Here is a 23,641-nt window from a genome sequence, read left to right as displayed (position 1 = left end):
CAAGAAGGTTCATAAAAAAGCCGAAGTAAAAACTTCGGCTTTTTTATTTTATATAAATTGTTTATTTAACGCTTCTTCTTTTGAAGTTTGGCAGTATCTTCAAATTTAGATATTACAATTTTAGGATTTCCAAATAAATAAATTTCGCTATCTCCAGAAGCCTCTATTGTAATACTTTCATTAGCAGCAATGGTGAGATCGCTATTATCTTCTAGCGTTACATCGACAGTTTTAACATCGAATTTTGGGCCATTAAAGTTTGTGGAATTGTCTAAACGAATTATTGAGCTAGAGGCAGACCCTTCAATTACAGCATCGGATCTTAAATATAGATCAAAATCGGCAACTTTACTATTTATTAAAGCGTCTAACTTACTATTATCACTTAATTCTATTTTTGTTGAATCAGCCGTTAGATTTAAGCGCGTTTTGGATTTTCCAGAACTTTTATAAATAAAGTTTTTCGCTCTAATATTTAAATAAACCCTAGAATTACCAGAAGTGCTAAGCGTAGCATTACCAAGTTCCATAGAAGTTAAAGAACGTATTTCTCCATCTCCCATGGTTTCAATATTTTGTAAAGCATCACCATAATTTACGGTAATAGCTAACTTCTTTTTTGATGTAATACGAGTCGTTTCGATAAAGGATAAAACACCATCAACAACATCAAACTGTATAACTTCGTGCAAGTTATCGTCTGCTTCAATTTGAACAGATGGTTTACTGTTATATACAATTTCAATAGAGAAATCTCCATTAACTACAATTGTTTCGAAATCGTCAATGTAAGTTTGTTTAATAGTTACATTTCGGTCTCCTTTTATTTTTTCTTGTGCGATGACAGTTGGTGCAACAAATATCATTAAAACAAGAACAAGTAATATTTTTTTCATCTCAAAGTTTAATTGCGCTATAAGTAAGACACAAAACATTAGTAATGTCACTTTTATAGCCTTTAAACAAAGATATACAAAAACCGTCCCAAACTCTCTAAAGAATTTAAAACGGCTATTAATTATGTGATTATAAGGTATATAGATACTTAAATATTTTTAATTTTAATTAAAAACATCTCTATTGCGCTCTAATACTTCCTGCAGAACTATCTGATTTATTAATACTCTCAGGATTTCCTGAATATCTTACATTACCTCCACTTGTAGCTCGTGCAGTTAATTCTTTTAAGGTGTTTATTGTAACATTGGCACCACTAGTTGCCTTAACATTTGAAGTTTCAGCAGATAAGTTGGATGCTCTAATATTACTGCCACTTGTAGCCTCAGCGGTCATATTTTTTGTAGTTCCGTTTAGTATAATATTACTTCCGCTAGTTGAACGACAAATTAAATTTTGTGTTTTAATATCTAGTTTAATATTTGCCCCACTAGTTGTAGTAAGCTCTAATTTATTTAAATCGATTGCACTAGTTGCATACACATTACTGCCACTTGTAGCTTTAATTGTGTTTAAATTAGGTACACTTAATAGAATGTTTTTAGACGAAGCTCTTCTTATATTTTCTGTAGTATAAATGCTTAGTGTTCCATTTTCAACTTTTGTCACAATTATGTCGTGAAGATTATCATCTGCTTCAATGCTTAAAGAAACATTTTTAGACTGCGTGATATAAAGATTTAGACCTTGACTCACTTTCACAGCGTTAAAGTCTGTGGAAATATTTCTATCAGCACTAACGACATTTTTGCTGCCGTCTATACCTGGTCCAAAATTCATTGAAAAGTTACAGGATAGCATAAATAGACTGATAATGCTTGAAACGATAATTCTGGTTAATGTACTCATGATTTTTATTTTTTGATTGATGTTTAGTTTTTTAAAAATTCACTTTGGCCAAAGCAATATCAAAAAACAATAAAGATTTTGATATTGCATAGCTCAAGTGGGTTGATTGATTGATTGATTGATTGATTGATTGATTGATTGATTGATTTTTTTTTAATTTATTCTATACAAATATCTACAAGATTTTAGTCGTTTAATATTAAATAATACTGAACTGTTGATTTTGTACTCTCAATTGTCATTAACCTCTATGTCAACGCCATTTTCGTCAATTTGTACGCTAACATCTGGCTTTTCTTCATTTGTTGATTGCTCAATTAAGGTCTCACTTTCCGCTGTTTTTAATTGCACTTGCCCAATATTCTCTTCTTCCTCTTCTATGACTTCACAGTCTAAACATTCTACATCATCTTCAATTACTTTGAGATATTGTTCTTCCATCCCTGTTTTTAGTATATCATTATAATAGCTATAGTTCTGATGAAAACTACGCGTATTATTGTCAGCGTACAAAATGGTACCTTCGGGTAAATAGAGGGTTAGTCTAATTTCTTGTTCGCTAAACTTATTTTTAATATCGGTTGTTAAATAAGTGTCTAATACTAAGTTTTTACCCGATAAATCATAATTGTAAAAGATATTATCTGCGCGATCTTTGGCAATGTTATAATTGCTTCCAGTTGCTTCTTTTTCGATAATCAATGATGCAATAGAATCTGTTGTAGACTTTATTATTAATCTCACGTCTGATGATACAAGACTTTGCCCATTATCATCTTCAACTATTCTAAAACCACTATTTCTATTGTATCTATAACTGTTATAATTATCTAGCCATTTCATACTTAAATTTAATGTATCACCCGATTTGATATTTATTTCTTTTTTAGCAGTTACTTTAGCGTCAAAAGCATGTTCGGTAGCCTGTTTTACACCAGTAATAACCAAACCTATAATAGCCATCAACCAAAGACCGAGTAATGTAAATTTGGCAACATTACCTATAGATTTTAAATTATTTACTAAAATCTTAAGCCCTAAATAAAAGACGAAGAAAAATGGAATTCCAACAGCAAAAAACAACAATAAAGACATAAGCCATATTGGTATGTTTGCTGCATTAGCAACATAAAGAAAATCCATGCCTGGTAAGTGAATGGCATCAGTAATTCCTATAGTAAAAAATGCTACAATTAATGAGATTAAAGTGCTTATACCTACTATAATTAATATGACTCCAATAAACTTTGCCATAATTTTTAGAAAGAACATTAAAATACTTCCTATAGAATCAAAGAATGTCTGAGAACTCGATTTTATGCGATTCCCTTGTTTTTGAAAATCGACGCTTTTTACTGTATCTGAAATGTTATCTGAAACGGTGTCAAAACCTTCTTTTAATTTGTCTCCATGTTTTTTAAAATCAACATTTTTTAGATTTTCTGAAACTGAATCAATGCCGTCTTTAATTTTTTTTTCGATGTTGCTAATGTTTACAGCATCACCAGTCATGGTCAATTTTTCTGCCGTCGTATTTGCTTCTGGTACCAATGCCCAGAAGATAAAATAGATAAAAATAAATGTTCCACCAGAACCTATGGCTAGTAACAACCATATTAAGCGGGTCCAAATAGATTCGATACCAAAATAATGGCTTAAACCTGCAGCAACTCCTCCTATATAGGAATTATCAGTATCTCTATATAATTTTTTAGAAGGTTTAGAGCTATGCCTTTGTTTTGGTTGTGGTTCGTCTTCAAAGATTTCGTCGTCGACTAGATAATCTTCTGGCTGCCCCATAATAGTTATAACCTCGTCAACGAGTTTTACACCTACAACTTGCTTTTCGTTTTGTATGCGTTCAGAAAATAACTCAGCAATACGAGCTTCTATATCTGCTATAATTTCTGAACGACCTTGAGAGTCTGTAAATGAACGTTTTATAGCCTCAAGATAGCGCGATAACTTAAGGTATGCATCCTCATCTATGTGGAAGAATATACCTGCTAAATTTATATTGACTGTTTTATTCATTTCTTTGGTGTTTTTGAACTGGTTACTAGGTTTACGGCATTCTGTAAGTCACTCCAAGTGGAGTTTAATTCTTTTAGAAACAGTTTTCCTGTCTCTGTAAGACCATAATATTTTCTTGGTGGTCCAGACGTGGATTCTTCCCAACGGTAATTGAGCAATCCAGCATTCTTTAGTCTTGTTAATAGTGGATAGATTGTTCCTTCTACAACAAGCATTTTTGCGTCTTTAAGAGTTCCTAGAATCTCTGCAACATACGCATCTTCATCCTTTAAAATTGATAAAATGCAATATTCTAAAACACCTTTACGCATTTGTGCTTTTGTGTTTTCTATCTTCATAGTATCATTCGATTTAATTTAATTAAACTGTTCATTTTTTGATTGATTTGTGATACTGACGCGAGTTCAGCACAGATTGATGACTATTTTATTTTAAAAAATTGATTGTTAATGGATATTTATAAATGTTTCCATCTCTCGCAGATAAACTTGCTTTAACAATAAGAGCGAGTTCTATAATAAATGCTATAACTGCCAAAGCTCCTAATCCACCTCCTATATACAATAGAGGAGAAGGTTCACCAACATTAATATGAAAATTATGAAGGCCATGAAAATCTATAACATCTAGACCTCTAAAGAGTTTGAATATAAAGAATGGGACACTAATTGTACCGATAATAATAGCATAAAGTAAAACACTAATCTGAAAATTAATAGCTTGTTTACCATGCTGGTCTATAAAATCTGATTTCTCTTTATTGGCTGCCCACAATACTATTGGCCCAATGAAATTACCAAAAGGAATTATAAATCTAGAGAATGTGGAGAGATGTATAAATGTGGCTAAATTTTTATGGTGATTATTTGTCATTTTTAAGAGTATATAATAGTTGTTTATACAAATATATGTCTTTAAAAAGGTATTATGTTACGCATAGTACTAAAAATTAACATTTTATTAACATTAGTTAGGCTTGAAATTTTCAATTATTTTAGTGGGAAATTATAATCAAATCATATGAAGATAACACCGTCTAAACTCAATACATTTCTAATGTTTAAGCTACCTGCAGCATATTTAACTGGTGTTAGAGCTACACAAATTAATGACACTACTTGTATTGTATCTGTAAAACATCGTTGGGTAAATCAAAATCCTTTTAAATCTATGTTTTGGGCTGTACAAGGTATGGCAGCAGAGTTAGCAACTGGTGCATTAGTAATGAAAAAGATTAGAGAAAGCGGAAAAAAAATATCAATGTTAGTGGTTAATAATAATGCTTCGTTTACTAAAAAGGCAACTGGGAGAATAACCTTCACATGCGATGATGGTTTAAAATTAGATGACGCGATGCGCAAAGCTCTTGAAACTGGAGAAGGGCAAACGATTTGGTTAAGCGCTAACGGTATCAATAAAGATGGAGTACAAGTATCATCTTTTAATTTTGAATGGACGTTGAAAGTAAAATCGTAACGTTATTGTGAGCGAAACGTGGCAATCTCATTAATTGTAACAAAATTTGAATTTTCACAACTTATAAGAGAATCAATCTTAAATCAAAAATAATATTATGGAAAAATTACCAGATTATAACGATAGAAACGCACACGAAATAGATTACCGTATTTATGGTGAAGAGATGCAGTATGTAGAAATCGAATTAGATCCACAAGAGGCCGTGATTGCAGAATCAGGCAGTTTTATGATGATGGATGATGGTATTAAAATGGATACCATTTTTGGTGATGGATCTCAGAAAGATACTGGTTTTTTAGGTAAAATTTTAGGTGCTGGTAAACGCATACTTACAGGTGAGAGTTTGTTTATGACGGCATTTTATAACGACCTTACAGGAAAACGGAATGTATCTTTTGCATCACCTTATCCTGGAAAAATTATCCCAATTGACTTAATGGAATTTGGCGGAAAATTTATCTGCCAAAAGGATGCTTTTCTGTGTGCCGCTAAAGGTGTAAGTGTAGGTATTGAATTTTCTAAAAAATTGGGCCGTGGACTCTTTGGTGGAGAAGGCTTCATTATGCAAAAATTAGAAGGAGACGGAATGGCATTTGTACATGCAGGAGGAACCACAGCAGTAAAAACTTTAGCTGCTGGTGAAACTTTGCGTGTAGATACAGGTTGTATCATTGGGTTTACTCAAAGTGTAGATTATGATATAGAGTTTATTGGTGGCATAAAGAATTCTATTTTTGGCGGAGAAGGTTTATTCTTTGCAAAACTACAAGGGCCAGGAAAAGTGTTTATTCAGTCCTTACCTTTTAGTAGATTAGCAGGTCGTGTTTTAGCATCGGTGCCAAGAGGAGGTAAGTCTAAAGGAGAGGGTAGTATTCTTGGTGGATTAGGCGATTTGTTAGATGGGGATAATCGATTTTAGATCTATGTGTCATAAATTAATGATTTAAAGTGTCAGAATTTACCTTTAACAATTAGACTTATCATCGATTAACATCAAACTTTTAACATAATAAGCTGTTAAACTTTATATGATTTAATGAAACGAAGCGTTTTTTTTATAACTTTAATTCATAAATTGAAACAATAGCCTATAGAAAAAGTTACTTTTTGTTAAACCTAAAACCAAAGATTACCTATGGCGAGAGCGATGTATGAGTATACTAAAACAATACTTAACAAGGTTAGTTTTGATGCGACATTATTCTGCAAAGAAGTGCAAAAAGCGGTAAATAGATTACTGCCTCACGAGCTTGAAGAATTAAGAATTTTTATTCAGTCCCTAATTAATCAGAACCCAGAATTAAATCAATGTTTAATTTATTTAAAAGCATAAAATAAAAGCGACTTACGAGTCGCTTTTTTTATTTAGGCAATGGACTTATAATCTCGACATTTTGAAACGCAATTGCACCTCTTATAATGCCAGAAATTACGTTATGCATTGCATCGATAATCTGCATTTTTAATTCACTCTTGTGATATATTATACTTACTTCTCTTGCTGGTGAAGGCTCTGTAAAGTGTCTTAAATTAGAACTCAGTTTTTCTTTAATATCTAAAGTATGTAAATAAGGAAGTAGTGTCATTCCCATCCCTTCGTTAGATAGTTTTATTAAGGTTTCAATACTTCCGCTTTCTAATTGAAAGGTCTCATCTATTTGATCTTTAAAAGCTTTACATAAATTAAGAACTCCATCTCTAAAACAATGACCGTCCTCTAATAGTAACATATCTTCAATATCTAGATCTGCTATTTCTATCTTTTTTTTATCTTTAAGTCGATGATTGTTTGGTACATACGCAACAAACGGTTCGTAATACAAGACGCGTTCTTTTATGTTGTCGCTTTCTAAAGGGGTTGCTGCAATTGCTGCATCTAAATGTCCGTCGCTAATACGTGTTAAGATTTCTTCTGTGGTTAGCTCTTCAATTTTCAACTTCACTTTTGGATATTTTTTAATGAAGTTTTTTAAAAACATAGGTAAAAGGGTTGGCATAACGGTTGGGATTATACCTAATCTAAATTCGCCACCAATAAATCCTTTTTGCTGATCAACAATATCTTGTATGCGATCTGCCTCGTTGACAATATTACGCGCCTGAAAAATGATTTTTCTACCAACATCGGTTACTTCAATTGGTTTTTTACCTCTGTCAAAAATTATAATGTCTAATTCGTCCTCTAGTTTTTGTATTTGTGTACTCAATGTAGGCTGAGTAACGAAGCATTTTTCAGCAGCTTTGGTAAAGTTTTTATGCTCTGCTATGGCTAATGCATATTTTAGTTGTGTGATTGTCATATCGATTGATTAAGACTATAAAAATACAAAATCTATTGTTTTTACTTATAGAAAAAATGCAAAAAAAAGCCTTCAGACTATTACATCCTGAAGACTTTTTCAATCAATCAATTTACTAACTTATGATTAAATTTAATCGCAGAGTGAACCTATTGCGGCACTCTGATCTATAAGGCTTTGTACACTTAAAGTGTCCCAGTTACAATCTAAAAATGCCCACTCATCGTCAAAATTTCCAGACACTGCATCTAAAATTATTGTTTGTGCACCAGTATTTCCTTGTACAACTGACCAAGTTCCTGTAGTAATGGTATTACCACTTCCGTCAGATACTGTAAACGTACCATCACTATTAAATGAGTAGCCAAAAGTGCCGCTAGCATATATAGCAATCCAAGGACACTCTAAAGCAATGGCTTCTACGCTATCTGATGTACATTCAACAGGTGTATTATCTTCACAATTAACAAAATCGTTTTCTGTATATCCTTCACATTCAGCTACACAAGCATTTGAGAAAACGAAGATTGCCGTTTCTCCAGTAGGACCTTCTACTTCAACACAAACAGGATCAAAAGGTAAGTTTAAACATTCTTCGCATTCTCCAGAATTTCCTAAATCACCAAAACAAGTTTCGATTAGTGCTTCTATATCTTCAGCACTATTAATTGTAACAACCTCTTCATTTTCTAATGTTACTGAAAAAGGATAAACAAAATCAAAATTATAGACATCATAAATAGCATTGCCAAGTTCTTCATTAGAGTTAACAGTTACAGTAGTTTCATCATCTATGATAATTTCTAAAGGGTAATTAAGTGTGAAACACTCAAAATCGAAAGAAAAATAATCTTCCTCACAGTCATCTACAAAGTCGGCTTCTGTAAAGCCATCACACTCTGCATAACATGAATTTGAATATGTTATTGTGAAAGTTTCTCCATTTGGATCAGTAACTTGTACACAAACAGGCTCATAAACTTCGAAACAGTCACAAGGTTCAAAATCGTCAAATAAACAACTCTCAAGTAAAGTTGCAAACTCTTCTTCATTATTAATTGTTTCAATATCAATAGCATTTGTAGTCTCATTGTATGTTTCAACATCAAAAGGAAACGCTATGCCGTTAACATAAAGGTCTTCTGTAGAGTTAATCATAACATCTACTAAACCATCTAAATTCTCTACAGTTACTGTTGTACCATTATTAAAAGAAAGTGTTAATGGGTAAACAAAGTCAAAACAAAAATCAAATACAATATTACCTGCAGGATTGTTCTCTACATTAAAATTGCCATTTTGATCTACTTGTTGATTTAATCGGTTAAATGTTGTAATGATAGATTCACTTTCTTCTGTTGATTGATCCTCCATAACAACTGGTTCGTCATTTGTGCAAGAGGTAAACATCAATAAAGTGAAAGCTAAGCTAAAAAGTGCTAGTTTAAATGTTTTCATTTTTACTTAAAATTTATAAGATTAAAATTAATTATTGAGGTTAATCAGTAGTAAGACAACCTAGATTTAATAAACCCTACTTTTTACTCAAACTATTTTTTTCATAGTTTTGATTTTTTAATTTTAAAAGCTTCAATGGCTAAAGACAATTATAATATTTGCGAATCAAAAACCTTTGAAAGTATTTATAATACTCATGCAAAGGAAGTAAGGCGTTTCCTTTTTTTTAAAACACAAAGCATTGATAAAGCGGAAGATTTGTTACAAGAAGCTTTTATAAAACTTTGGGATAATTGTAGTAAGGTGGATTTTAATAAAGTAAAAAGTTATATCTACACTGTTGCGAACAATTTGTTTTTAAATGATGTAAAACATCTAAAAGTTGTGCAAAATTATACTAAAACACATCAGAATTCTAGTACTGGTGAATCACCAGAATTTATTATGCTAGAAAAAGAGTTTATGTATAAGTTAGAAAGGACCATCGCGAACTTACCAGAAAAACAGCGAGAGGTTTTTCTGTTAAATCGAATAGAAAAGAAAAAGTATAAAGAGATTGCAAGCCAACTAGACATTAGCGTTAAGGCTGTAGAAAAACGAATGCACCAAGCACTTTTAGTTATGCGAAAAGAGATTGGCAATATTTAATTTTAAATATTAAGTAGGGTTTTTTATATCTAGGTTGTCTTACTAGTATAACAAATGAAAAAAGAGATTTCACATAACCAATTAGATACATTTTTAGCCAAATGGTTAGAGGGAGAATTAACGGACAAAGAACTTAAAGATCTTGTAGACGAACAAGATTATATTGCTTTTTTAAAGTTGAGAAAAGGTTTGTATGTAAAAGAGTGTTTAGATGCACCAATAGAGTTGTCATTTGCTAAAATTCAAGAAAAAATTACAAAGAAGACCAAAAAAAGTATACCACTTTATAAAAATTGGTCATTTGCTATTGCAGCGTCCATTGCATTAATTTTTGGTTTGTTTATGTTTTTAAATGAAACTGAAACGATTATTCAGACAGGTTTTGGTGAGCAAAAAACTATTGCGCTTTTAGATGGTTCTGAAGTTATTCTAAATTCTAATTCTAAGATAACTTACAATGAAGATAATTGGGAAGAAAACAGAAAACTAAATTTAGATGGCGAGGCTTATTTTAAAGTGGCTAAAGGGAAAAAATTCGATGTGAATACAAATAATGGTACAGTTACTGTATTAGGTACGCAGTTTAATATTAATAGCACAAAAGACTTCTTTGATGTAGTTTGTTACGAAGGTAAGGTTGGAGTAAAGACCAAGCAATCTGACTATATCTTGTTGCAAAACGACGCTTTAAGACGAGTAAATGGATATTCTATTACAACTTCACAAAATGAAGAAAAATTGCCAGCTTGGATTTACGGTGAAAGCACCTTTAAGAGTGTCCCTTTAAAATTTGTTATAAAAGCTTTAGAAAATCAATATAATATTAGGTTTGACTCCAACGACATAAACGACACAGATGTCTTTACAGGTAGTTTTCCTCACGATAGTTTAAATATTGCTTTGAAGACAGTTTTTAGACCATTAAATATAAAATATATTGAAGAAGAAAAACGTAACATTAAACTCAGATATTAAAGGATGAGGTTGATCTGTGTCTTTGTCTTAATGTTACTCTCATTACCAGCCTTTTCGCAAGAAGAGGCTTTTTCCATTGAATTAAGCAATGTTCCGCTGGCAGACGCTTTAGAAAATATTGAAGCTGTTTACAGTGTATTATTTTCTTATAAAGACGAATATATAAAGGAGAAAAGTATAACTCTAAATCTTAAGAAAAGGACCTTAGCTGAAATTTTGAATGAGCTCAACCGTCAGACAAATTTATTTTTTCAATTAATAGAAAATCGATACATAATAATTAGTCAAGATAAGGATGAAATAATTAACACAGAACCCTTACAGCGAGTGGTTGTTAAAAGTTATTTGGCAAAAGGTATAGAGAAAAATAAAGATGGCACATATACATTGAATCCATCTCGATTAGGAATCCTTCCTGGTTTAATAGAACCAGACGTATTGGAAAGTATTCAGTTATTACCAGGCGTTTTAAGTCCTAATGAAACTGCATCTGGTTTTTTTGTTAGAGGAGGTTCTGTTGATCAAAACCGTCTAATTTTTGATGGTATAAATATCTACCACAAAGGACATTTGTTTGGTATGATTTCTCCATTAAATCCTAATATAACTTCTGAAATAAAATTTGTAAATAAAGGTACGGATGCTAAATATGGAGAGCGTTTATCTAGTGTAATTGATATAAAATCAAAGTCTATAATTGATAATAAGGTTAAAGCTCAAATAGGTTTTAATGGAATAAGTGCTGATGCGATTTTAGAATTACCAATAATTAAAGATAAGTTAAGCCTTCAAGGGGCCATTAGGCATAGCTACTCGAGTCTATTCGAAACCTTTACTTTTAAGCAATTTACAGATAAAGTTTTTGAAAGTACTAAGATTAATCAGGACGAAAATGGTAATAATGATTTTGCTTTTTTAGATTATAATGTAAAACTGAATTATAAGCTCAATGATTCAAACCGCTTTTATGCTAGCTTAATTTTTATTGATAATCAACTTAATTATTTGTCTAACGATAGTGAAGAGGGTAAGACTTTTAATGATATTTTAAAGATAAAGAATGGTGGTTATGGATTAGGATGGCATATTAAATGGAATAAGAAAACAATACAAACAACACAAGCTTATTTTTCTGATTATAAATTCAATTATAATTTTGTAACTACTGGTACGGATGGTCAAGTGTCGGATTTTGAAAAAAGAAATTCAATTTTTGATTCTGGGATATCAACGGAGGTAAATTATAGAGCATCAAACCAACATAACTTAAGCTTTGGTTATCAATATACGCTAAAAGATGTGGCTTATGCATTTATAAATACTTCAGATTTAGTATTTATTTTAGATACTGAAGATAATATCGTCCAAACCCATAGTGTTTATGGAAATTTAGATTACAAAAACTCTAAATTATTTGATTTGTCATTTGGGTTAAGAGGTAGCTATTTTAATGAGTTAGATGCAGTTAGGATAGAGCCAAGATTACTTCTATTTAAATCCTTAAATGACCGTATTAAACTTCAGGTTAGTGCTGAGATTAAAAACCAGATAATTAGTGAAATCGATGAAACTGTATTTAGCGACTTATCATTAGAGAATAGAGTATGGAGATTGTCTAATAATCTCGATTTCCCCATAATTAATAGTAGGCACGTTTCTACAGGATTTGTTTACACAAAAAATGGCTTTAGTTTTGATACTGACTTTTATTTGAAAAAACTTAAAAATATAACAGCCCTATCCTTAGGGTTTTTAAACCCAGAGAATAGTGGTTTTAATATTGGTAGTCAAAATATTTTTGGTGTTGATGTGTTTTTAAAAAAGCAGTTTAGAGGATTAAATTCTTGGGTCAGTTATTCTTATAACCGTGCTAGAAGTCGGTTTATAAATCTTAATGAAAATAAATCCTTTAAATCGAAGTCTAACGTTACGCATGCCATATCCACAGCGTTGAGCTATAAGTTGAATAAGCTACAATTTGCTTTGGGTTGGAAATGGCAAACAGGAAGACCTTTTACAATTGCACAAGAAGGTAGTGATGGATTAGAGTTTAACGAAGGTATAAATACAGGAGTGCTTCCAGTATATCACAGATTAGATTTTTCTTCAACCTATAGTTTTAATTTTTCTAAAACCAAAAGCTTAAAAGGTAAGGTTGGGCTTTCTGTGCGTAATCTATATAATAGAAACAACTTAATTGCTCGAGAATATAGAGGAAATAATAATTTAAATGATGCTGTAGAACTAATAGAAAGATACTCCATAGGTATAACACCAAACATTATGTTTAGATTATACTGGTAGATTTAGCCCTTAATTAATTTCGAAAGACTGAGCTCATCTCATTTGAGAAAACTCAGTCTTTTCTTTTTGCTTTGTTTTATTAAATTTAGAATCTGATTGCCATTTCTAAATCTTCTTTTTCTACTTTGAACTTGGCATCACCGTATTGAGGTGGTCCAAATGACATCACATTGTTAGACATACCATATGATTCTAAAGGCATTCCGTTTTCTCTAAAATCCATGCGTTGATTGTCATTTTCATCATGTAATGCCATGATTGCATATTCACCTGGCATTACATTTTTAAATGTAATAGTAACCTTGCCATCTTTTATTTTTGTTTGTGTATCTATAATACCTTTGCCTTTCATAAAAGTATCCTTTGTATGTAGAGAGAATAAAACAGTGCCATTGTCGTTCTTTACATTGTCAATAGTTACTGTTATACTAATACCCGTTTCTGTGTCAGAATCTTGAGAAAAGCCAATTAAAGTTGATAAGGCTAAAGCGAAAGTTAAAATTAAATTTTTAATCACAATACTTCTATTGTTTTTTCTGTGTTCTTGAATCTTAGATTTCATAATAATTTGTGTTTTAATGGTTATTGTTTTTTGTTTGATGATTCAAATATCCAATAAACAGTAAAAAAGAAATAATTGTAATTACCGAATTGTAATTATTATAGGATGAGTTGTAGTTAATTAACCCAAGAACCTTATTTATTCACTATAATAATCCACGTGCCTTAATCTCTAAATACTTATTTATAGTATTAATTGTAAGCTTTTCTGGCGGAGTAAGTATAGCCTGTATACCATATTTTTGAAGTTCCTTAACCATTAATCGCTTTTCAAAAGCAAATTTTTCTGCAATAGTTTTATGATAAATAGATTGCAAGTCTTCTGCATTTTCTTTGATAATATGATCGAGTTCAGTGTTTTCAAAAAGAATAACAACAAGCATATGTTTCTTTGAAATAGCTTGCAGATATGGCATTTGACGCTTTAATGCACTTAGATGTTCAAAATTAGTATATAATAATAATAGACTACGATGCGTTACTTTTCGTTTGAGTTGTGCATAAAGTAAGCCAAAATCACTATCACTAAACTGTGTATCTATATTGTATAGATTTTCTAAGATACGATTAAGGTATGTTAGTTTATTTATAGCAGGTAAGAAGGCTTCAATTTTTTTAGAAAATGATAACATTCCTACTTTATCATGTTTTTTTAGTGCTACATTACTAAATGCTAACGTAGAATTAATAGCATAATCTAAAAGTTTTAACCCCTTAAAGGGCATTTTCATTACACGACCTGTGTCTATAATAGAAAAAACGGGTTGTGATTTTTCATCTTGATATTGGTTTACCATTAATTGAGCTCGTTTTGCAGTTGCTTTCCAATTAACAGTTCTAAAATCATCGCCTTGCACGTATTCTTTTATCTGTTCAAATTCTGAAGTGTTTCCTATTCGTCTAATTTTTTTTAACCCAATTTCTGTAAGTGAATTGCTAATTGCTAAGAAATCATACTTCTGCATTTGAATAATGGATGGGTATACCATTACCATTTGTTCATTTTGAAATTGATATTTGCGCTTTACTATTTTTAAAATTGAGGAAACATATATATTAAGATGTCCAAAATAATATTCACCTCTGTCCACTGGCCTCACTAAATAGTCAAAGTCATGATTTTGCTGAGGATTTAACTTTGTTTTATATGAGAAGTCCCGTTTTTGAAATTGCTTGGGTAGCTCATCAATAACATCTAAATAGGTTTTAAAACTATATTTATTTGTAATAGTTATAGGAACTGGGTTATTGTCGCTATTAGAAAACTTATCTGGTAGAACACGCTTAGCACTAATTGCAGATTTAGGTTGGTAGAGTAGTAAAAGATCAATAAAAAAGATGACTAATAATGCAATAGTAAGTATTGATGCAATAGCATATAAAACAGGAAACCAATAAGACAAAAGAAAGCATACGGAAGCTATGGCTATATAGATATATAGTTGCTTATGTATGTATAATGATTTTATGAATTTCATATTTTATTTACGCCTACTTACCTTGGTACTTCTACAGATTGCACTATCATCTCAATAACGTTTTCAGTTGTCATGCCTTCCATCTCTCGTTCTGGAGTTAAAATAATTCTGTGATTAAGAACAGGGTTTAATGCCTTTTTTATATCCTCTGGTGTTACAAAATCTCTTCCATTAATCGCAGCGAAGGCTTTAGCCGTATTTAGTATAGCTATTGAAGCTCGTGGTGATCCACCAAGATATAGATGTGGGTGATTACGTGTTTTTGAGACGATTTCTGCGATGTATTTAATAATTTTTTCTTCTACAAGAATAGCCTGTGTTTTGGTTTTATAATCTTCTAAAGAAGTCGTATCTAATATCGGATTAATAAGTGTTTGAGGCTTTTCTCCTCTACGTTCGTGGTGAGATGAAATTATTTTTACTTCATCTTCTAATGTTGGATATGTAACTTTAATTTTAAATATAAAACGATCTAATTGTGCCTCTGGCAATGCATAAGTTCCTTCTTGCTCAATTGGGTTTTGAGTAGCTAAAACCATAAATGGATTTTCAAACTTATAAGTTGTACCATCAATTGTTGCTTGGCGCTCTTCCATAGTTTCAAACAATGCAGCCTGTGTTTTTGCTGGCGCTCTATTAATTTCATCGATTAAAACAATATTAGAGAAAATTGGACCTTTTTTAAACTCAAATTCAGACGCTTTCATGTTTAACACTGATGTCCCTAGAACGTCACTTGGCATTAAATCTGGTGTAAATTGAATTCGGCTAAAATCAGTCTTTAAAACTTTAGCAAAAAGTTTAGCGGTAACGGTTTTTGCAATTCCTGGAACCCCTTCTATAAGTACATGACCATCTGCTAAAAGTGCTACTATTAGTAGTTCTACAAAATTATCTTGCCCTATAATAACTTTTCTAAGCTCTTCTTTTATGCTTTCTACAGCATTTTTGAGACCTTCTAATTGAATTCTATTATCAAAATTTAAGTCGTTGTTTACTGCTTCGTTTTCCATTGGTTATGCGATTTAAATTGTTCTATTAAGGTATTTAACCTTTCTAGCTCTTTTGAGTTAATCTGTGTTTTTGTATTTACATTATTAATGAAGTTAAATAATGCCTTTGTATCTTCTTTTGTGTTATTACTTCTTGCTGCTAAATTTATTATAAAACTATCATTAATTTCAGAAGTACTGAGGTGTAATGTATTTCTAATATATTCTAAGAAATGCTGAATTTTGTGCTGCGATATGTCTTTATGTTTACTGTTTTCATAATACATATTGGCTATAGTTCTTGTAAAATCTACCGTCTGATTTCTCAGAGGTTTTACGACTGGTATAGCACGTTGCTTGCGTTTGCCTTCAAAAAGAATATAAATTAATGCACCAATTAAAACTAGGTAGTAAGCCCATTTTAGAGATTTAGTATTTAAAAACAAATACATTGGTGATGTATAAAAAGTTTTCCCTGTTTTATAATAGGTGTCTATGTAAATAGGCTGTTCTACATCTATATAAGATAATAATCCAGCAGTATAATTCTGATTCGGTGATTTTAGCATAAAGTAATTTGTAAAGGCTTGCGGAAATGTATTTAGTACAATTTCTCCTCCTCCAAAGGGTTGCTTAATTACGTTTACTAAAGAATCCTGGATAGATTCACCATCTCCTCTAAACTTATCAATAAAACCTAGGACGGCTGTTTGTGTAGTGTCAATTTTATCGAAGTGATAAAATGTTGAACCTTTGTCATATTTATAGTTAGCCGAATTATCTAATCTTGAATTTACAAGATTAACCTGAAAAACATTGTTAAAATTATCTATTGTATTTATGGATTTAGTTTTAAGATTTAAGGTGTCGAGTAATTGTTTTTCAAAATTTGCCGCGGATACTACTAAAGTATTGCCATTGGATACCCACTCAAGTATTTGATTAAGTTCTGGTTTACCAAAATCAATACCTCCGTTAAAAAAAACATAAGTACCATTTATACTATTGTCTTTTAGAAATTCAAATGGTGGACGGTTTACTGAGGTTACAGAATTAGAGATACGCTCTAACTGTTCATTAAACACATAAGAACCAAACGGAATTTTATGATGTGTAGCATAAGACGGAAACCAATTAATAGATTTAGGTTTTGTCATTTCTAATGCCACTATTGTTAGTATGGTTAACACTATCAGTACGATATATAGTTTTCCTCTTTTGGTCAAGATTTGGTAATTATAGTGTTTAGATTTTCAAAAGGTAGTTTTAACGCTTCAAATTTTAGAGCATCGACATTAAATTCCCCATACCAAACATAATCATAGATTTTTGTAATATTTTTAAAACCGTCTATTATGTTGTCTTTATTTAATTCGTTTATATAATCTACATTTGTTTTTTGTGGTTGCCACAAAATACGTTCACTTTCGCTTAAATGTTTTAATGACAATAAGTAGTAATATCGTATGGCTAATCTATAATTCTTTTGGTTAATAGCTTCCTTTATTAAGGCAGGTATATCTTCATTCTTAATAATATCTTCTTCCTCAGTTAAAAGAATTGAACCGCTTTGTTTTGCATTATAAATTAATCTGTTTGAATTAACCTTAAGGAAGAAGCGAACAAGCAAGAAGATTAGAAACCCTAATAAAATATACGGCAGAATTCTGAATATAAAATACAAAAAACCTTGTGCAGTACCTGCGCCAAAAATAGCTTCCCAGAATTTTCGCAACCCATTTCTTAACCAGCGATATACCTTATCTAAAAAACCTTCTTCAGCTTCAACTTCAAGATAGTTAAAATCTTTATTTGATTTGTAAGTTTTTAAATCGTCCTCATTAATAGTCTGTTTTTGGATAACAGTATCATCAAGCTTTATCGGTTGTTCATTTTGTTGCGCAACAGAAAACTGCAACAAAAATAAACATAGAAAGATGTACCAATATAGTTTCATTTATTCTTCTATTTTACCGATTTCGCTAATACGCTCATAAGTGCCAGTAAAGTTTGTTTTTTCATAGAGATGAAAATAAATAACAGCACCACCAACAACTAGAATAATATTAAATACTGTTTGAAAAAAAGATTGTATTACACTTAAAACAATAATAACTGGATCTTGCCCAAAACTATCTAAATTAGCAGGATCTATTTCGCCAGAAAGAATACCAGTTCCGAGCATTGCATATATAGTACTTGGTACAGAGAATACTAAAGCTAATACATAGTATAAAATAAATAAAACAATAAAAGAGCCCCAAGCTGTCCAAAAATCTGCATTAACTAAACTAAAACTTTGACTATACGCGTCAGTTGCAGAGCGTCTCGTTTCAAAAACATAAATACTATATGCTACAGCCATAGGTACCATCATGTAAAGTATAGGCAAAAGGCATAGCATTAAAGCAACTCCTAAGGTGAGCCCTTTAAGAAACCCTAAGCCCAAAAATGGCCAAAATGATTTGTAGACGCTACGTTTAACATCTTCTAAATTTGGTGTTCCTTTTTCTTGTATATAAAATTTGATGTAGAAGAGCGCAGAAGAAGCCATAAGAACATAGGTCACAATAGCAGAAATAACATAGAAAACTACAGCAATTAGTGTCATAAAGATACTTCCTGAGTTAAACGTAGTTTCTCCATAGGCAGTGAAGTTAAATATATCACCCGCAACATAATTATAGACTCCGAATGATAACATGTAAATAAGTAAGGCTGGTCCTGCTATACTAAATATAGTTTTCATAAAAGGCTTAAATTCATTTCTGATAAACCCAAAAGTATCGGTTAAGATGCCACTGAAGTCGCTTTGTTTTCTTAATTCTATATATTGCTTTTTCATCATTTAAGTCGGTTAGGTTAGTGTATTAATTGGTGAGCTCTATTTTATTTTTAAACTCGGTAAAGGCTTGCTCTTTTTTGTGAAGCCGAATAGGATAAATAACATAATAAAATATTATAAGTGCTAATGAGCCTAAAATTATTAGTATAGCTAGCCAATCTGGCATTTCTGTATGTCTTGTAACGAAACCCTCTAAAAAACCAGCAACAATAAAAAAGGGAATTGTGCTCATTAAAATTTTTAGTCCATTAATTACTCCTCGCTTAAAAGCCTCTAGTCTTGGCAATGTCCCAGTAAATAGCATTCCATTTCCCATAACTAAACCTGCACAACCAGCTATAATAATAACTGATATTTCAATAGTTCCGTGGATCCAAATAGTCCGAGCAGATTCCCATAAAAGACCTTGTTTATAAAAGAAGTATTGGAAACTACCAAGCATAATAGCGTTACGCATCATAAAGTAAAGAGAACCTACTCCAAATAAAATACCATAGCCAAAGGCAAAAAGTGCCACTTTTATATTATTTAGAGTTATACCTAAAAACATATTAAATTCTCCTTGCTCCTTATAAACAGCCATTGGATCACCTTTCTCTATATTTTCTAATGTCATATTAACATAACCATCACTTAATCCAAAGGATCTTACAAAATCATCGTCGCTTGCAGTAGAAAATGCCCCAACAAAAGTGAAAAATGCAAAAACTAAAAATGTGATTAGTAGCTCACGATGATGTTTGTGAAACATTAAAGGGAATTCAGTTGTAAAAAACGTAATTAATCTGTTTTTAGCCTCTTTCTTAGTTTTATAAATACTTTGATGTGCTTTTGAAGCAATTTGGTTAAGGTAGCGTTCTGTATTACTATTAGCATAGAATGTTTTAGCGTAGCTTAAGTGATCTGTAATTTCAATATAAAGGTCCGAAAGTAAATCAGGATCGATATTGGTTTTATTTGTAAGAATAGTTTCAAATCTTAACCATTTATCTTTATTTTGCTTCACAAAAGCTGCCTCGCGCATACACTAATCCCTTTAGACTTTCAAAGAAAAGAAAATATGGATGAATTTCAAATAGAAACTGCTCAAAATGTAGGAATAAACCAAAACGTCGCAAGTATTGGTGATAGAATGCTGGGATATTTAATTGATAGTGCAATAATTCTATTATACACGATTTTGGCAATCCTACTTTTAGTAAAGTTAGACTTAGATCCTGGCGATATGTGGGCTGTCTATCTATTGGTGTCTTTACCTGCGTTTTTGTACTATGTGCTTTTAGAGACCTTTATGGATGGTAAAACGGTTGGTAAGAGTATTATGAAGATGCGAGTGGTTAAGTTAGATGGTTCGCCCGCTAGTTTTGCTAACTATTTTGTGAGGTGGATATTAAGAGTTATTGATGTCGTTTTAACAACTGGTGGTGTTGCTGTACTAACAATTTTGTTCAAAGGAAACGGTCAGCGTGTTGGTGATATTGCGGCTGGTACAACAGTAATTAGCGAAAAGGAAAAATTGACGATAAATCATACATTAGTTAAAGATTTACCTGTTGATTATGTGCCAACCTACAGCCAAGTTACTGTGCTCAATGATAGTGATATGCAAACAATTAAAAATCTTTATGATGATGCAGTAAGAAAAGGCAATCATAATGTAATTTTAAATTTACACCATAGGCTTATAAAAGTTATGGCAGTTGAGCCAAAAGAAAATCCCGTAAATTTTGTCTCGAAGGTCATAAAAGACTATAACTATTATACCCAGAATATGTAATGTTTTTTAATATTATAGACATATTCGGTACTATTGCCTTTGCTATTTCTGGCGTTTTGGTAGCAATGAATAAGCGTATGGATCCTTTTGGAGTCCTTATTATTGCTTTTGTAACCGCAGTTGGTGGTGGTTCATTACGAGATATTATGGTTGGTGTAGAACCCGTATCTTGGATGCGAAACATGACTTTTGTTTATGTTATAATAGGCTCAACAGTTTTTGCTGTAGTATTTAGAAAAAGAATCTCATATCTACGCAAATCGTTATTTCTTTTTGATACAATTGGAATTGCTCTGTATACTGTTATTGGTATTGAGACTGGTTTGGTTGCAGGTCTGCACCCAATTATTTGCATAGCACTAGGTACAATGACAGCTTGCTTTGGAGGTGTGTTACGAGATATTTTATGTAATGAAATTCCTGTAATCTTTAGAAAAGAGATCTATGCAACAGCTTGTATTTTGGGAGGAATCACTTATTTCTTGCTACTTGAAATTTTAGAAGATCGTAATTATCTTTTTATAATTGCAGGTCTTATTGTTATAATAGTTAGAATACTAGCCGTTAAGTTTAAAATTAGCTTGCCAAGTCTTTATAAGGATGAGCCGTAAATGAAGGCTCGTTCTCAATTCTTAGAATGAAAACACCAATCCAGTATATACTTAGCTCTAAAGAAAAGTAAATCTTCTTTAGATTTCAAACGCTTATGCAGAGTATTAGAATTGATGGTAATCTGTTAGTCTAAAATTTCTACCTTTCTTATATATACATTTTGCAGTGGCCAATCTCCCTTATCTGTTTCAACAGCATTTATTTTATCAACTACATCCATACCTTTAATAACTTCACCAAAAACAGTGTAATCTTTATCTAAATAATCGGCTCCGCCAATTCTGTTAATAATAAAAAATTGAAATGGTGATGCTAATTTATAAGCATTCTCAATTTCGCTACTAGGCATAGAAATCGTGCCACGTTTATGAGTGTAACCTCTCTTAGTGTCTGGTGGTAATAAATAATTACCAATTTTACGACGCTTCTTATACAAATCAAAAGCATCACTACTACCTCCTTGTATTACAAAATTCTCGACGACGCGGTAAAATTGTGTGTCACTAAAATAATTTCGTTTGGTTAGGTAAATAAAATTGGCGCGATGAAATTTAGTTTTGTCATATAATAGTATATCTATGGTGCCAAAATCGGTTGAGATTCGTACTTTGTTTTCCTTATTTACTTTCTCATATTCTAGAAAGAACTCCATGGCATTATTGTTAGTTAGTAAAGGAAACTCTGGTTTTACACTAACCTTAACTGTTTTAGCCTCGTACTTTTCTACGACAGAATCTTTTTTTAGCGTACGATCTGTTTGTTTTGAAGTTTGTTTATCTTCACAATTCCATAATAACAAAAGTGTTATTATAACTAATAGAATTCTCATAAATGCGCTTTAATACGTTTTTAAAATCTGTAGTAAAAGTAAAACATCTAGAGCTTTTTGGCGAAATATCCCATGCTAAAATGTCACCACCTTATCGTGTGGAATTAGCAGAAAAAATGAAAGCGAAGTCTCAATCAGCAAAAAAAGCTGGTGTTATGGCTTTATTTTATCCGAATATTGATGGGGAAACATACTTAGTTTTAATATTAAGAAAAACATACAAGGGTGTTCATTCTGCACAAGTTGGTTTTCCTGGTGGTAAATATGAAGATGAAGACCTGGATTTGAAAATAACTGCAATTAGAGAAACTGAGGAAGAAATCGGTGTGCCAGAATCTATTATTGAGGTTATAAAAAAAATGTCCCCATTGTACATTCCTCCAAGTAATTTTATGGTACATCCTTATTTGGCAGTTTCTAAAATTACACCAACTTTTGTTAAACAAGAAGCGGAGGTTGAAGCTATTATTGAAGTGAAACTCCATGATTTCTTAGACGATTCTAATGTCTTAAATGCATCAGTACCAACGTCTTTTAATAGAGATATTGATGTGCCAGCTTTTAATCTTAATAATCAAATTGTTTGGGGAGCAACTGCCATGATGCTTGGGGAGTTAAAAGACTTATTAAAACAAGTTCTGTAACGTTTGTTATTTGTTACATTTGTATTTGACTAAAACTGAAAACTATTTATGGGATTATTTAAAAAAAATCCTTTTGGACATATACTTTGGGTAAAAAAATGGTTGATTAGAATCTTAGGCGTTGCAACACATAGACGCTTTAGAGGTTTTAATGACTTACAGATCGAAGGCTCTGAGATTATTAAAAATTTGCCTGATACAAATGTCTTGTTCATATCTAATCACCAGACATATTTTGCTGATGTTATAGCAATGTTTCATGTATTTAATGCCAGTTTAAGCGGCCGTTTGGATAATATTAAAAATGTTGGTTATTTATGGAATCCTAAGCTAAATATGTATTATGTAGCAGCTAAGGAAACCATGAAATCTGGATTAATCCCAAAAATATTTGCTTATACGGGCTCTATTAGTATTGAGCGTACATGGCGTTCGCAAGGTAAGGATGTGAATCGTCAGGTGAAAATGAGTGATATTACCGCTATTAAGACCGCTTTAGATGATGGTTGGGTTGTAACATTTCCTCAAGGTACGACAACACCATTTAAGCCTATTAGAAAAGGGACCGCGCATATTATTAAAACATATCAGCCAATCGTAGTTCCTATAGTTATAGATGGTTTTAGACGATCTTTTGATAAAAAAGGCTTGAGAATTAAAAAGAAAAATATTTATCAATCTTTTGAGGTTAAAGAACCCTTAAAAATCGATTATGAAAATGAATCTATAGCAGATATTGTAGAAAAGATTGAATATGCTATTGAGCAACACCCTTCATTTTTAAAAGTAATTCCGCAAGAGGAAATCGAAGAAAAAGAGCGATTAAATAAAGAACTTAGAGATTGGTGATTAATAGTTAATCTTCTAAGCATTAATTAGCTCTTCAATATAACTCTTAA

At 31.6% G+C, this 23,641-nt stretch carries 25 protein-coding genes; 10 read left to right on the top strand and 15 right to left on the bottom strand.

Annotated elements, in window-relative coordinates; genetic code table 11:
• Positions 1-65 precede the first annotated feature (65 nt).
• The 5 genes from ACFWU4_RS11580 to ACFWU4_RS11560 all read right to left on the bottom strand — a co-directional run bounded on the left by ACFWU4_RS11580 (position 66) and on the right by ACFWU4_RS11560 (position 4,713).
• Positions 66-896, bottom strand: coding sequence for a GIN domain-containing protein (locus ACFWU4_RS11580; RefSeq protein WP_411128014.1), 831 nt, complete (start codon positions 894-896; stop codon positions 66-68).
• A gap of 181 nt (positions 897-1,077) precedes the next feature.
• On the bottom strand, positions 1,078-1,806 hold the full coding sequence (locus ACFWU4_RS11575) for a head GIN domain-containing protein (protein WP_411128012.1): 729 nt from the start codon (positions 1,804-1,806) through the stop codon (positions 1,078-1,080).
• A 231-nt stretch (positions 1,807-2,037) separates the two neighbouring features.
• Entirely contained in the window at positions 2,038-3,840 is a 1,803-nt protein-coding gene (locus ACFWU4_RS11570) for a PspC domain-containing protein (RefSeq protein WP_411128010.1), read from the bottom strand.
• Positions 3,837-4,178, bottom strand: a complete 342-nt coding sequence (locus tag ACFWU4_RS11565; protein ID WP_411128008.1) for a PadR family transcriptional regulator — start codon at positions 4,176-4,178, stop codon at positions 3,837-3,839. Before ACFWU4_RS11565 ends, ACFWU4_RS11570 begins: the two co-directional genes overlap by 4 nt.
• Before the next feature lie 88 nt (positions 4,179-4,266).
• Positions 4,267-4,713 (bottom strand): DUF4870 domain-containing protein, encoded by a 447-nt coding sequence (locus ACFWU4_RS11560; protein ID WP_411128006.1) that lies wholly within the window; start codon positions 4,711-4,713, stop codon positions 4,267-4,269.
• A 147-nt stretch (positions 4,714-4,860) separates the two neighbouring features.
• Here ACFWU4_RS11560 and ACFWU4_RS11555 point away from each other — a divergent pair, with 147 nt between their 5' ends.
• The 3 genes from ACFWU4_RS11555 to ACFWU4_RS11545 all read left to right on the top strand — a co-directional run bounded on the left by ACFWU4_RS11555 (position 4,861) and on the right by ACFWU4_RS11545 (position 6,652).
• Entirely contained in the window at positions 4,861-5,316 is a 456-nt protein-coding gene (locus tag ACFWU4_RS11555; protein WP_411128004.1) for a DUF4442 domain-containing protein, read from the top strand.
• Between the two features lie 97 nt (positions 5,317-5,413).
• Entirely contained in the window at positions 5,414-6,238 is an 825-nt protein-coding gene (locus ACFWU4_RS11550; RefSeq protein ID WP_411128002.1) for a TIGR00266 family protein, read from the top strand.
• A gap of 216 nt (positions 6,239-6,454) precedes the next feature.
• Complete coding sequence (locus ACFWU4_RS11545; protein WP_411128000.1) at positions 6,455-6,652, top strand: hypothetical protein; 198 nt, start codon at positions 6,455-6,457, stop codon at positions 6,650-6,652.
• Positions 6,653-6,680: 28 nt separating this feature from the next.
• Here ACFWU4_RS11545 and ACFWU4_RS11540 read toward each other — a convergent pair whose 3' ends face one another.
• A complete protein-coding gene (locus ACFWU4_RS11540) occupies positions 6,681-7,619 on the bottom strand; it encodes a LysR substrate-binding domain-containing protein (protein WP_411127998.1) in 939 nt (312 codons plus the stop codon).
• A 132-nt stretch (positions 7,620-7,751) separates the two neighbouring features.
• Positions 7,752-9,077, bottom strand: a complete 1,326-nt coding sequence (locus ACFWU4_RS11535; protein ID WP_411127996.1) for a hypothetical protein — start codon at positions 9,075-9,077, stop codon at positions 7,752-7,754.
• A 135-nt stretch (positions 9,078-9,212) separates the two neighbouring features.
• On the opposite strand from ACFWU4_RS11535, the gene ACFWU4_RS11530 reads away from it, so the two are divergent.
• Genes ACFWU4_RS11530 through ACFWU4_RS11520 form a run of 3 tightly spaced genes read left to right on the top strand, consistent with a single transcriptional unit; the run spans position 9,213 to position 13,004 of the window.
• Positions 9,213-9,725 (top strand): RNA polymerase sigma factor, encoded by a 513-nt coding sequence (locus ACFWU4_RS11530; protein ID WP_411127994.1) that lies wholly within the window; start codon positions 9,213-9,215, stop codon positions 9,723-9,725.
• Between the two features lie 54 nt (positions 9,726-9,779).
• Complete coding sequence (locus ACFWU4_RS11525) at positions 9,780-10,700, top strand: FecR family protein (RefSeq protein ID WP_411127992.1); 921 nt, start codon at positions 9,780-9,782, stop codon at positions 10,698-10,700.
• Between the two features lie 3 nt (positions 10,701-10,703).
• The gene (locus tag ACFWU4_RS11520; RefSeq protein ID WP_411127990.1) at positions 10,704-13,004 is read left to right on the top strand and encodes a TonB-dependent receptor plug domain-containing protein; all 2,301 of its coding nucleotides are present in this window, start codon (positions 10,704-10,706) and stop codon (positions 13,002-13,004) included.
• 85 nt (positions 13,005-13,089) lie between these two features.
• On the opposite strand, the gene ACFWU4_RS11515 is transcribed toward ACFWU4_RS11520, so the two are convergent.
• From ACFWU4_RS11515 to ACFWU4_RS11485, 7 genes are all read right to left on the bottom strand, one after another.
• A complete protein-coding gene (locus ACFWU4_RS11515) occupies positions 13,090-13,566 on the bottom strand; it encodes a DUF2141 domain-containing protein (protein WP_411127988.1) in 477 nt (158 codons plus the stop codon).
• Between the two features lie 145 nt (positions 13,567-13,711).
• The gene (locus ACFWU4_RS11510) at positions 13,712-15,043 is read right to left on the bottom strand and encodes a DUF58 domain-containing protein (protein WP_411127986.1); all 1,332 of its coding nucleotides are present in this window, start codon (positions 15,041-15,043) and stop codon (positions 13,712-13,714) included.
• A gap of 17 nt (positions 15,044-15,060) precedes the next feature.
• Complete coding sequence (locus tag ACFWU4_RS11505) at positions 15,061-16,056, bottom strand: AAA family ATPase (RefSeq protein WP_411127984.1); 996 nt, start codon at positions 16,054-16,056, stop codon at positions 15,061-15,063.
• Positions 16,038-17,192, bottom strand: coding sequence for a DUF4350 domain-containing protein (locus ACFWU4_RS11500; protein ID WP_411127982.1), 1,155 nt, complete (start codon positions 17,190-17,192; stop codon positions 16,038-16,040). Before ACFWU4_RS11500 ends, ACFWU4_RS11505 begins: the two co-directional genes overlap by 19 nt.
• Before the next feature lie 65 nt (positions 17,193-17,257).
• On the bottom strand, positions 17,258-17,992 hold the full coding sequence (locus ACFWU4_RS11495; protein ID WP_411127980.1) for a DUF4129 domain-containing protein: 735 nt from the start codon (positions 17,990-17,992) through the stop codon (positions 17,258-17,260).
• Positions 17,993-18,883: a hypothetical protein gene (locus tag ACFWU4_RS11490; RefSeq protein ID WP_411127978.1), complete on the bottom strand. Its 891-nt coding sequence runs from the start codon at positions 18,881-18,883 to the stop codon at positions 17,993-17,995.
• Between the two features lie 22 nt (positions 18,884-18,905).
• Positions 18,906-19,904, bottom strand: a complete 999-nt coding sequence (locus ACFWU4_RS11485) for a stage II sporulation protein M (RefSeq protein ID WP_411127976.1) — start codon at positions 19,902-19,904, stop codon at positions 18,906-18,908.
• A 36-nt stretch (positions 19,905-19,940) separates the two neighbouring features.
• Here ACFWU4_RS11485 and ACFWU4_RS11480 point away from each other — a divergent pair, with 36 nt between their 5' ends.
• Both ACFWU4_RS11480 and ACFWU4_RS11475 read left to right on the top strand, forming a co-directional pair.
• Entirely contained in the window at positions 19,941-20,657 is a 717-nt protein-coding gene (locus ACFWU4_RS11480) for an RDD family protein (RefSeq protein WP_411127974.1), read from the top strand.
• Positions 20,657-21,268: a trimeric intracellular cation channel family protein gene (locus tag ACFWU4_RS11475; RefSeq protein WP_411127972.1), complete on the top strand. Its 612-nt coding sequence runs from the start codon at positions 20,657-20,659 to the stop codon at positions 21,266-21,268. Before ACFWU4_RS11480 ends, ACFWU4_RS11475 begins: the two co-directional genes overlap by 1 nt.
• A 125-nt stretch (positions 21,269-21,393) precedes the next feature.
• Here the strand turns inward: ACFWU4_RS11475 and ACFWU4_RS11470 are convergent, their stop codons facing one another.
• Positions 21,394-22,098 carry a peptidylprolyl isomerase gene (locus ACFWU4_RS11470; RefSeq protein WP_411127970.1) on the bottom strand — a complete coding sequence of 235 codons (705 nt, stop codon included), beginning with the start codon at positions 22,096-22,098 and terminating at the stop codon, positions 21,394-21,396.
• A gap of 2 nt (positions 22,099-22,100) precedes the next feature.
• Between ACFWU4_RS11470 and ACFWU4_RS11465 the strand changes: the two genes are divergently transcribed.
• Together ACFWU4_RS11465 and ACFWU4_RS11460 are read left to right on the top strand one after the other, a co-directional pair.
• Positions 22,101-22,742: an NUDIX hydrolase gene (locus tag ACFWU4_RS11465; RefSeq protein ID WP_411127968.1), complete on the top strand. Its 642-nt coding sequence runs from the start codon at positions 22,101-22,103 to the stop codon at positions 22,740-22,742.
• 48 nt (positions 22,743-22,790) lie between these two features.
• Positions 22,791-23,591 carry a lysophospholipid acyltransferase family protein gene (locus ACFWU4_RS11460; protein ID WP_411127966.1) on the top strand — a complete coding sequence of 267 codons (801 nt, stop codon included), beginning with the start codon at positions 22,791-22,793 and terminating at the stop codon, positions 23,589-23,591.
• The last annotated feature ends 50 nt before the right edge of the window (positions 23,592-23,641 follow it).

Origin of the sequence: Winogradskyella sp. PE311, from assembly GCF_046545555.1 — a bacterium.
GTDB lineage: Bacteria > Bacteroidota > Bacteroidia > Flavobacteriales > Flavobacteriaceae > Winogradskyella.
The sequence above is the reverse complement of the archived record's forward strand: the minus strand, read 5'-3'. Positions and strand labels throughout refer to the sequence as shown.

Coding starts and splice junctions, on each gene's coding strand:
- ACFWU4_RS11580 (WP_411128014.1), bottom strand. CDS start 896: ATGAAAAAAATATTACTTGTTCTTGTTTTAATGATATTTGTTGCACCA.
- ACFWU4_RS11575 (WP_411128012.1), bottom strand. CDS start 1,806: ATGAGTACATTAACCAGAATTATCGTTTCAAGCATTATCAGTCTATTT.
- ACFWU4_RS11570 (WP_411128010.1), bottom strand. CDS start 3,840: ATGAATAAAACAGTCAATATAAATTTAGCAGGTATATTCTTCCACATA.
- ACFWU4_RS11565 (WP_411128008.1), bottom strand. CDS start 4,178: ATGAAGATAGAAAACACAAAAGCACAAATGCGTAAAGGTGTTTTAGAA.
- ACFWU4_RS11560 (WP_411128006.1), bottom strand. CDS start 4,713: ATGACAAATAATCACCATAAAAATTTAGCCACATTTATACATCTCTCC.
- ACFWU4_RS11555 (WP_411128004.1), top strand. CDS start 4,861: ATGAAGATAACACCGTCTAAACTCAATACATTTCTAATGTTTAAGCTA.
- ACFWU4_RS11550 (WP_411128002.1), top strand. CDS start 5,414: ATGGAAAAATTACCAGATTATAACGATAGAAACGCACACGAAATAGAT.
- ACFWU4_RS11545 (WP_411128000.1), top strand. CDS start 6,455: ATGGCGAGAGCGATGTATGAGTATACTAAAACAATACTTAACAAGGTT.
- ACFWU4_RS11540 (WP_411127998.1), bottom strand. CDS start 7,619: ATGACAATCACACAACTAAAATATGCATTAGCCATAGCAGAGCATAAA.
- ACFWU4_RS11535 (WP_411127996.1), bottom strand. CDS start 9,077: ATGAAAACATTTAAACTAGCACTTTTTAGCTTAGCTTTCACTTTATTG.
- ACFWU4_RS11530 (WP_411127994.1), top strand. CDS start 9,213: ATGGCTAAAGACAATTATAATATTTGCGAATCAAAAACCTTTGAAAGT.
- ACFWU4_RS11525 (WP_411127992.1), top strand. CDS start 9,780: ATGAAAAAAGAGATTTCACATAACCAATTAGATACATTTTTAGCCAAA.
- ACFWU4_RS11520 (WP_411127990.1), top strand. CDS start 10,704: ATGAGGTTGATCTGTGTCTTTGTCTTAATGTTACTCTCATTACCAGCC.
- ACFWU4_RS11515 (WP_411127988.1), bottom strand. CDS start 13,566: ATGAAATCTAAGATTCAAGAACACAGAAAAAACAATAGAAGTATTGTG.
- ACFWU4_RS11510 (WP_411127986.1), bottom strand. CDS start 15,043: ATGAAATTCATAAAATCATTATACATACATAAGCAACTATATATCTAT.
- ACFWU4_RS11505 (WP_411127984.1), bottom strand. CDS start 16,056: ATGGAAAACGAAGCAGTAAACAACGACTTAAATTTTGATAATAGAATT.
- ACFWU4_RS11500 (WP_411127982.1), bottom strand. CDS start 17,192: ATGACAAAACCTAAATCTATTAATTGGTTTCCGTCTTATGCTACACAT.
- ACFWU4_RS11495 (WP_411127980.1), bottom strand. CDS start 17,992: ATGAAACTATATTGGTACATCTTTCTATGTTTATTTTTGTTGCAGTTT.
- ACFWU4_RS11490 (WP_411127978.1), bottom strand. CDS start 18,883: ATGATGAAAAAGCAATATATAGAATTAAGAAAACAAAGCGACTTCAGT.
- ACFWU4_RS11485 (WP_411127976.1), bottom strand. CDS start 19,904: ATGCGCGAGGCAGCTTTTGTGAAGCAAAATAAAGATAAATGGTTAAGA.
- ACFWU4_RS11480 (WP_411127974.1), top strand. CDS start 19,941: ATGGATGAATTTCAAATAGAAACTGCTCAAAATGTAGGAATAAACCAA.
- ACFWU4_RS11475 (WP_411127972.1), top strand. CDS start 20,657: ATGTTTTTTAATATTATAGACATATTCGGTACTATTGCCTTTGCTATT.
- ACFWU4_RS11470 (WP_411127970.1), bottom strand. CDS start 22,098: ATGAGAATTCTATTAGTTATAATAACACTTTTGTTATTATGGAATTGT.
- ACFWU4_RS11465 (WP_411127968.1), top strand. CDS start 22,101: ATGCGCTTTAATACGTTTTTAAAATCTGTAGTAAAAGTAAAACATCTA.
- ACFWU4_RS11460 (WP_411127966.1), top strand. CDS start 22,791: ATGGGATTATTTAAAAAAAATCCTTTTGGACATATACTTTGGGTAAAA.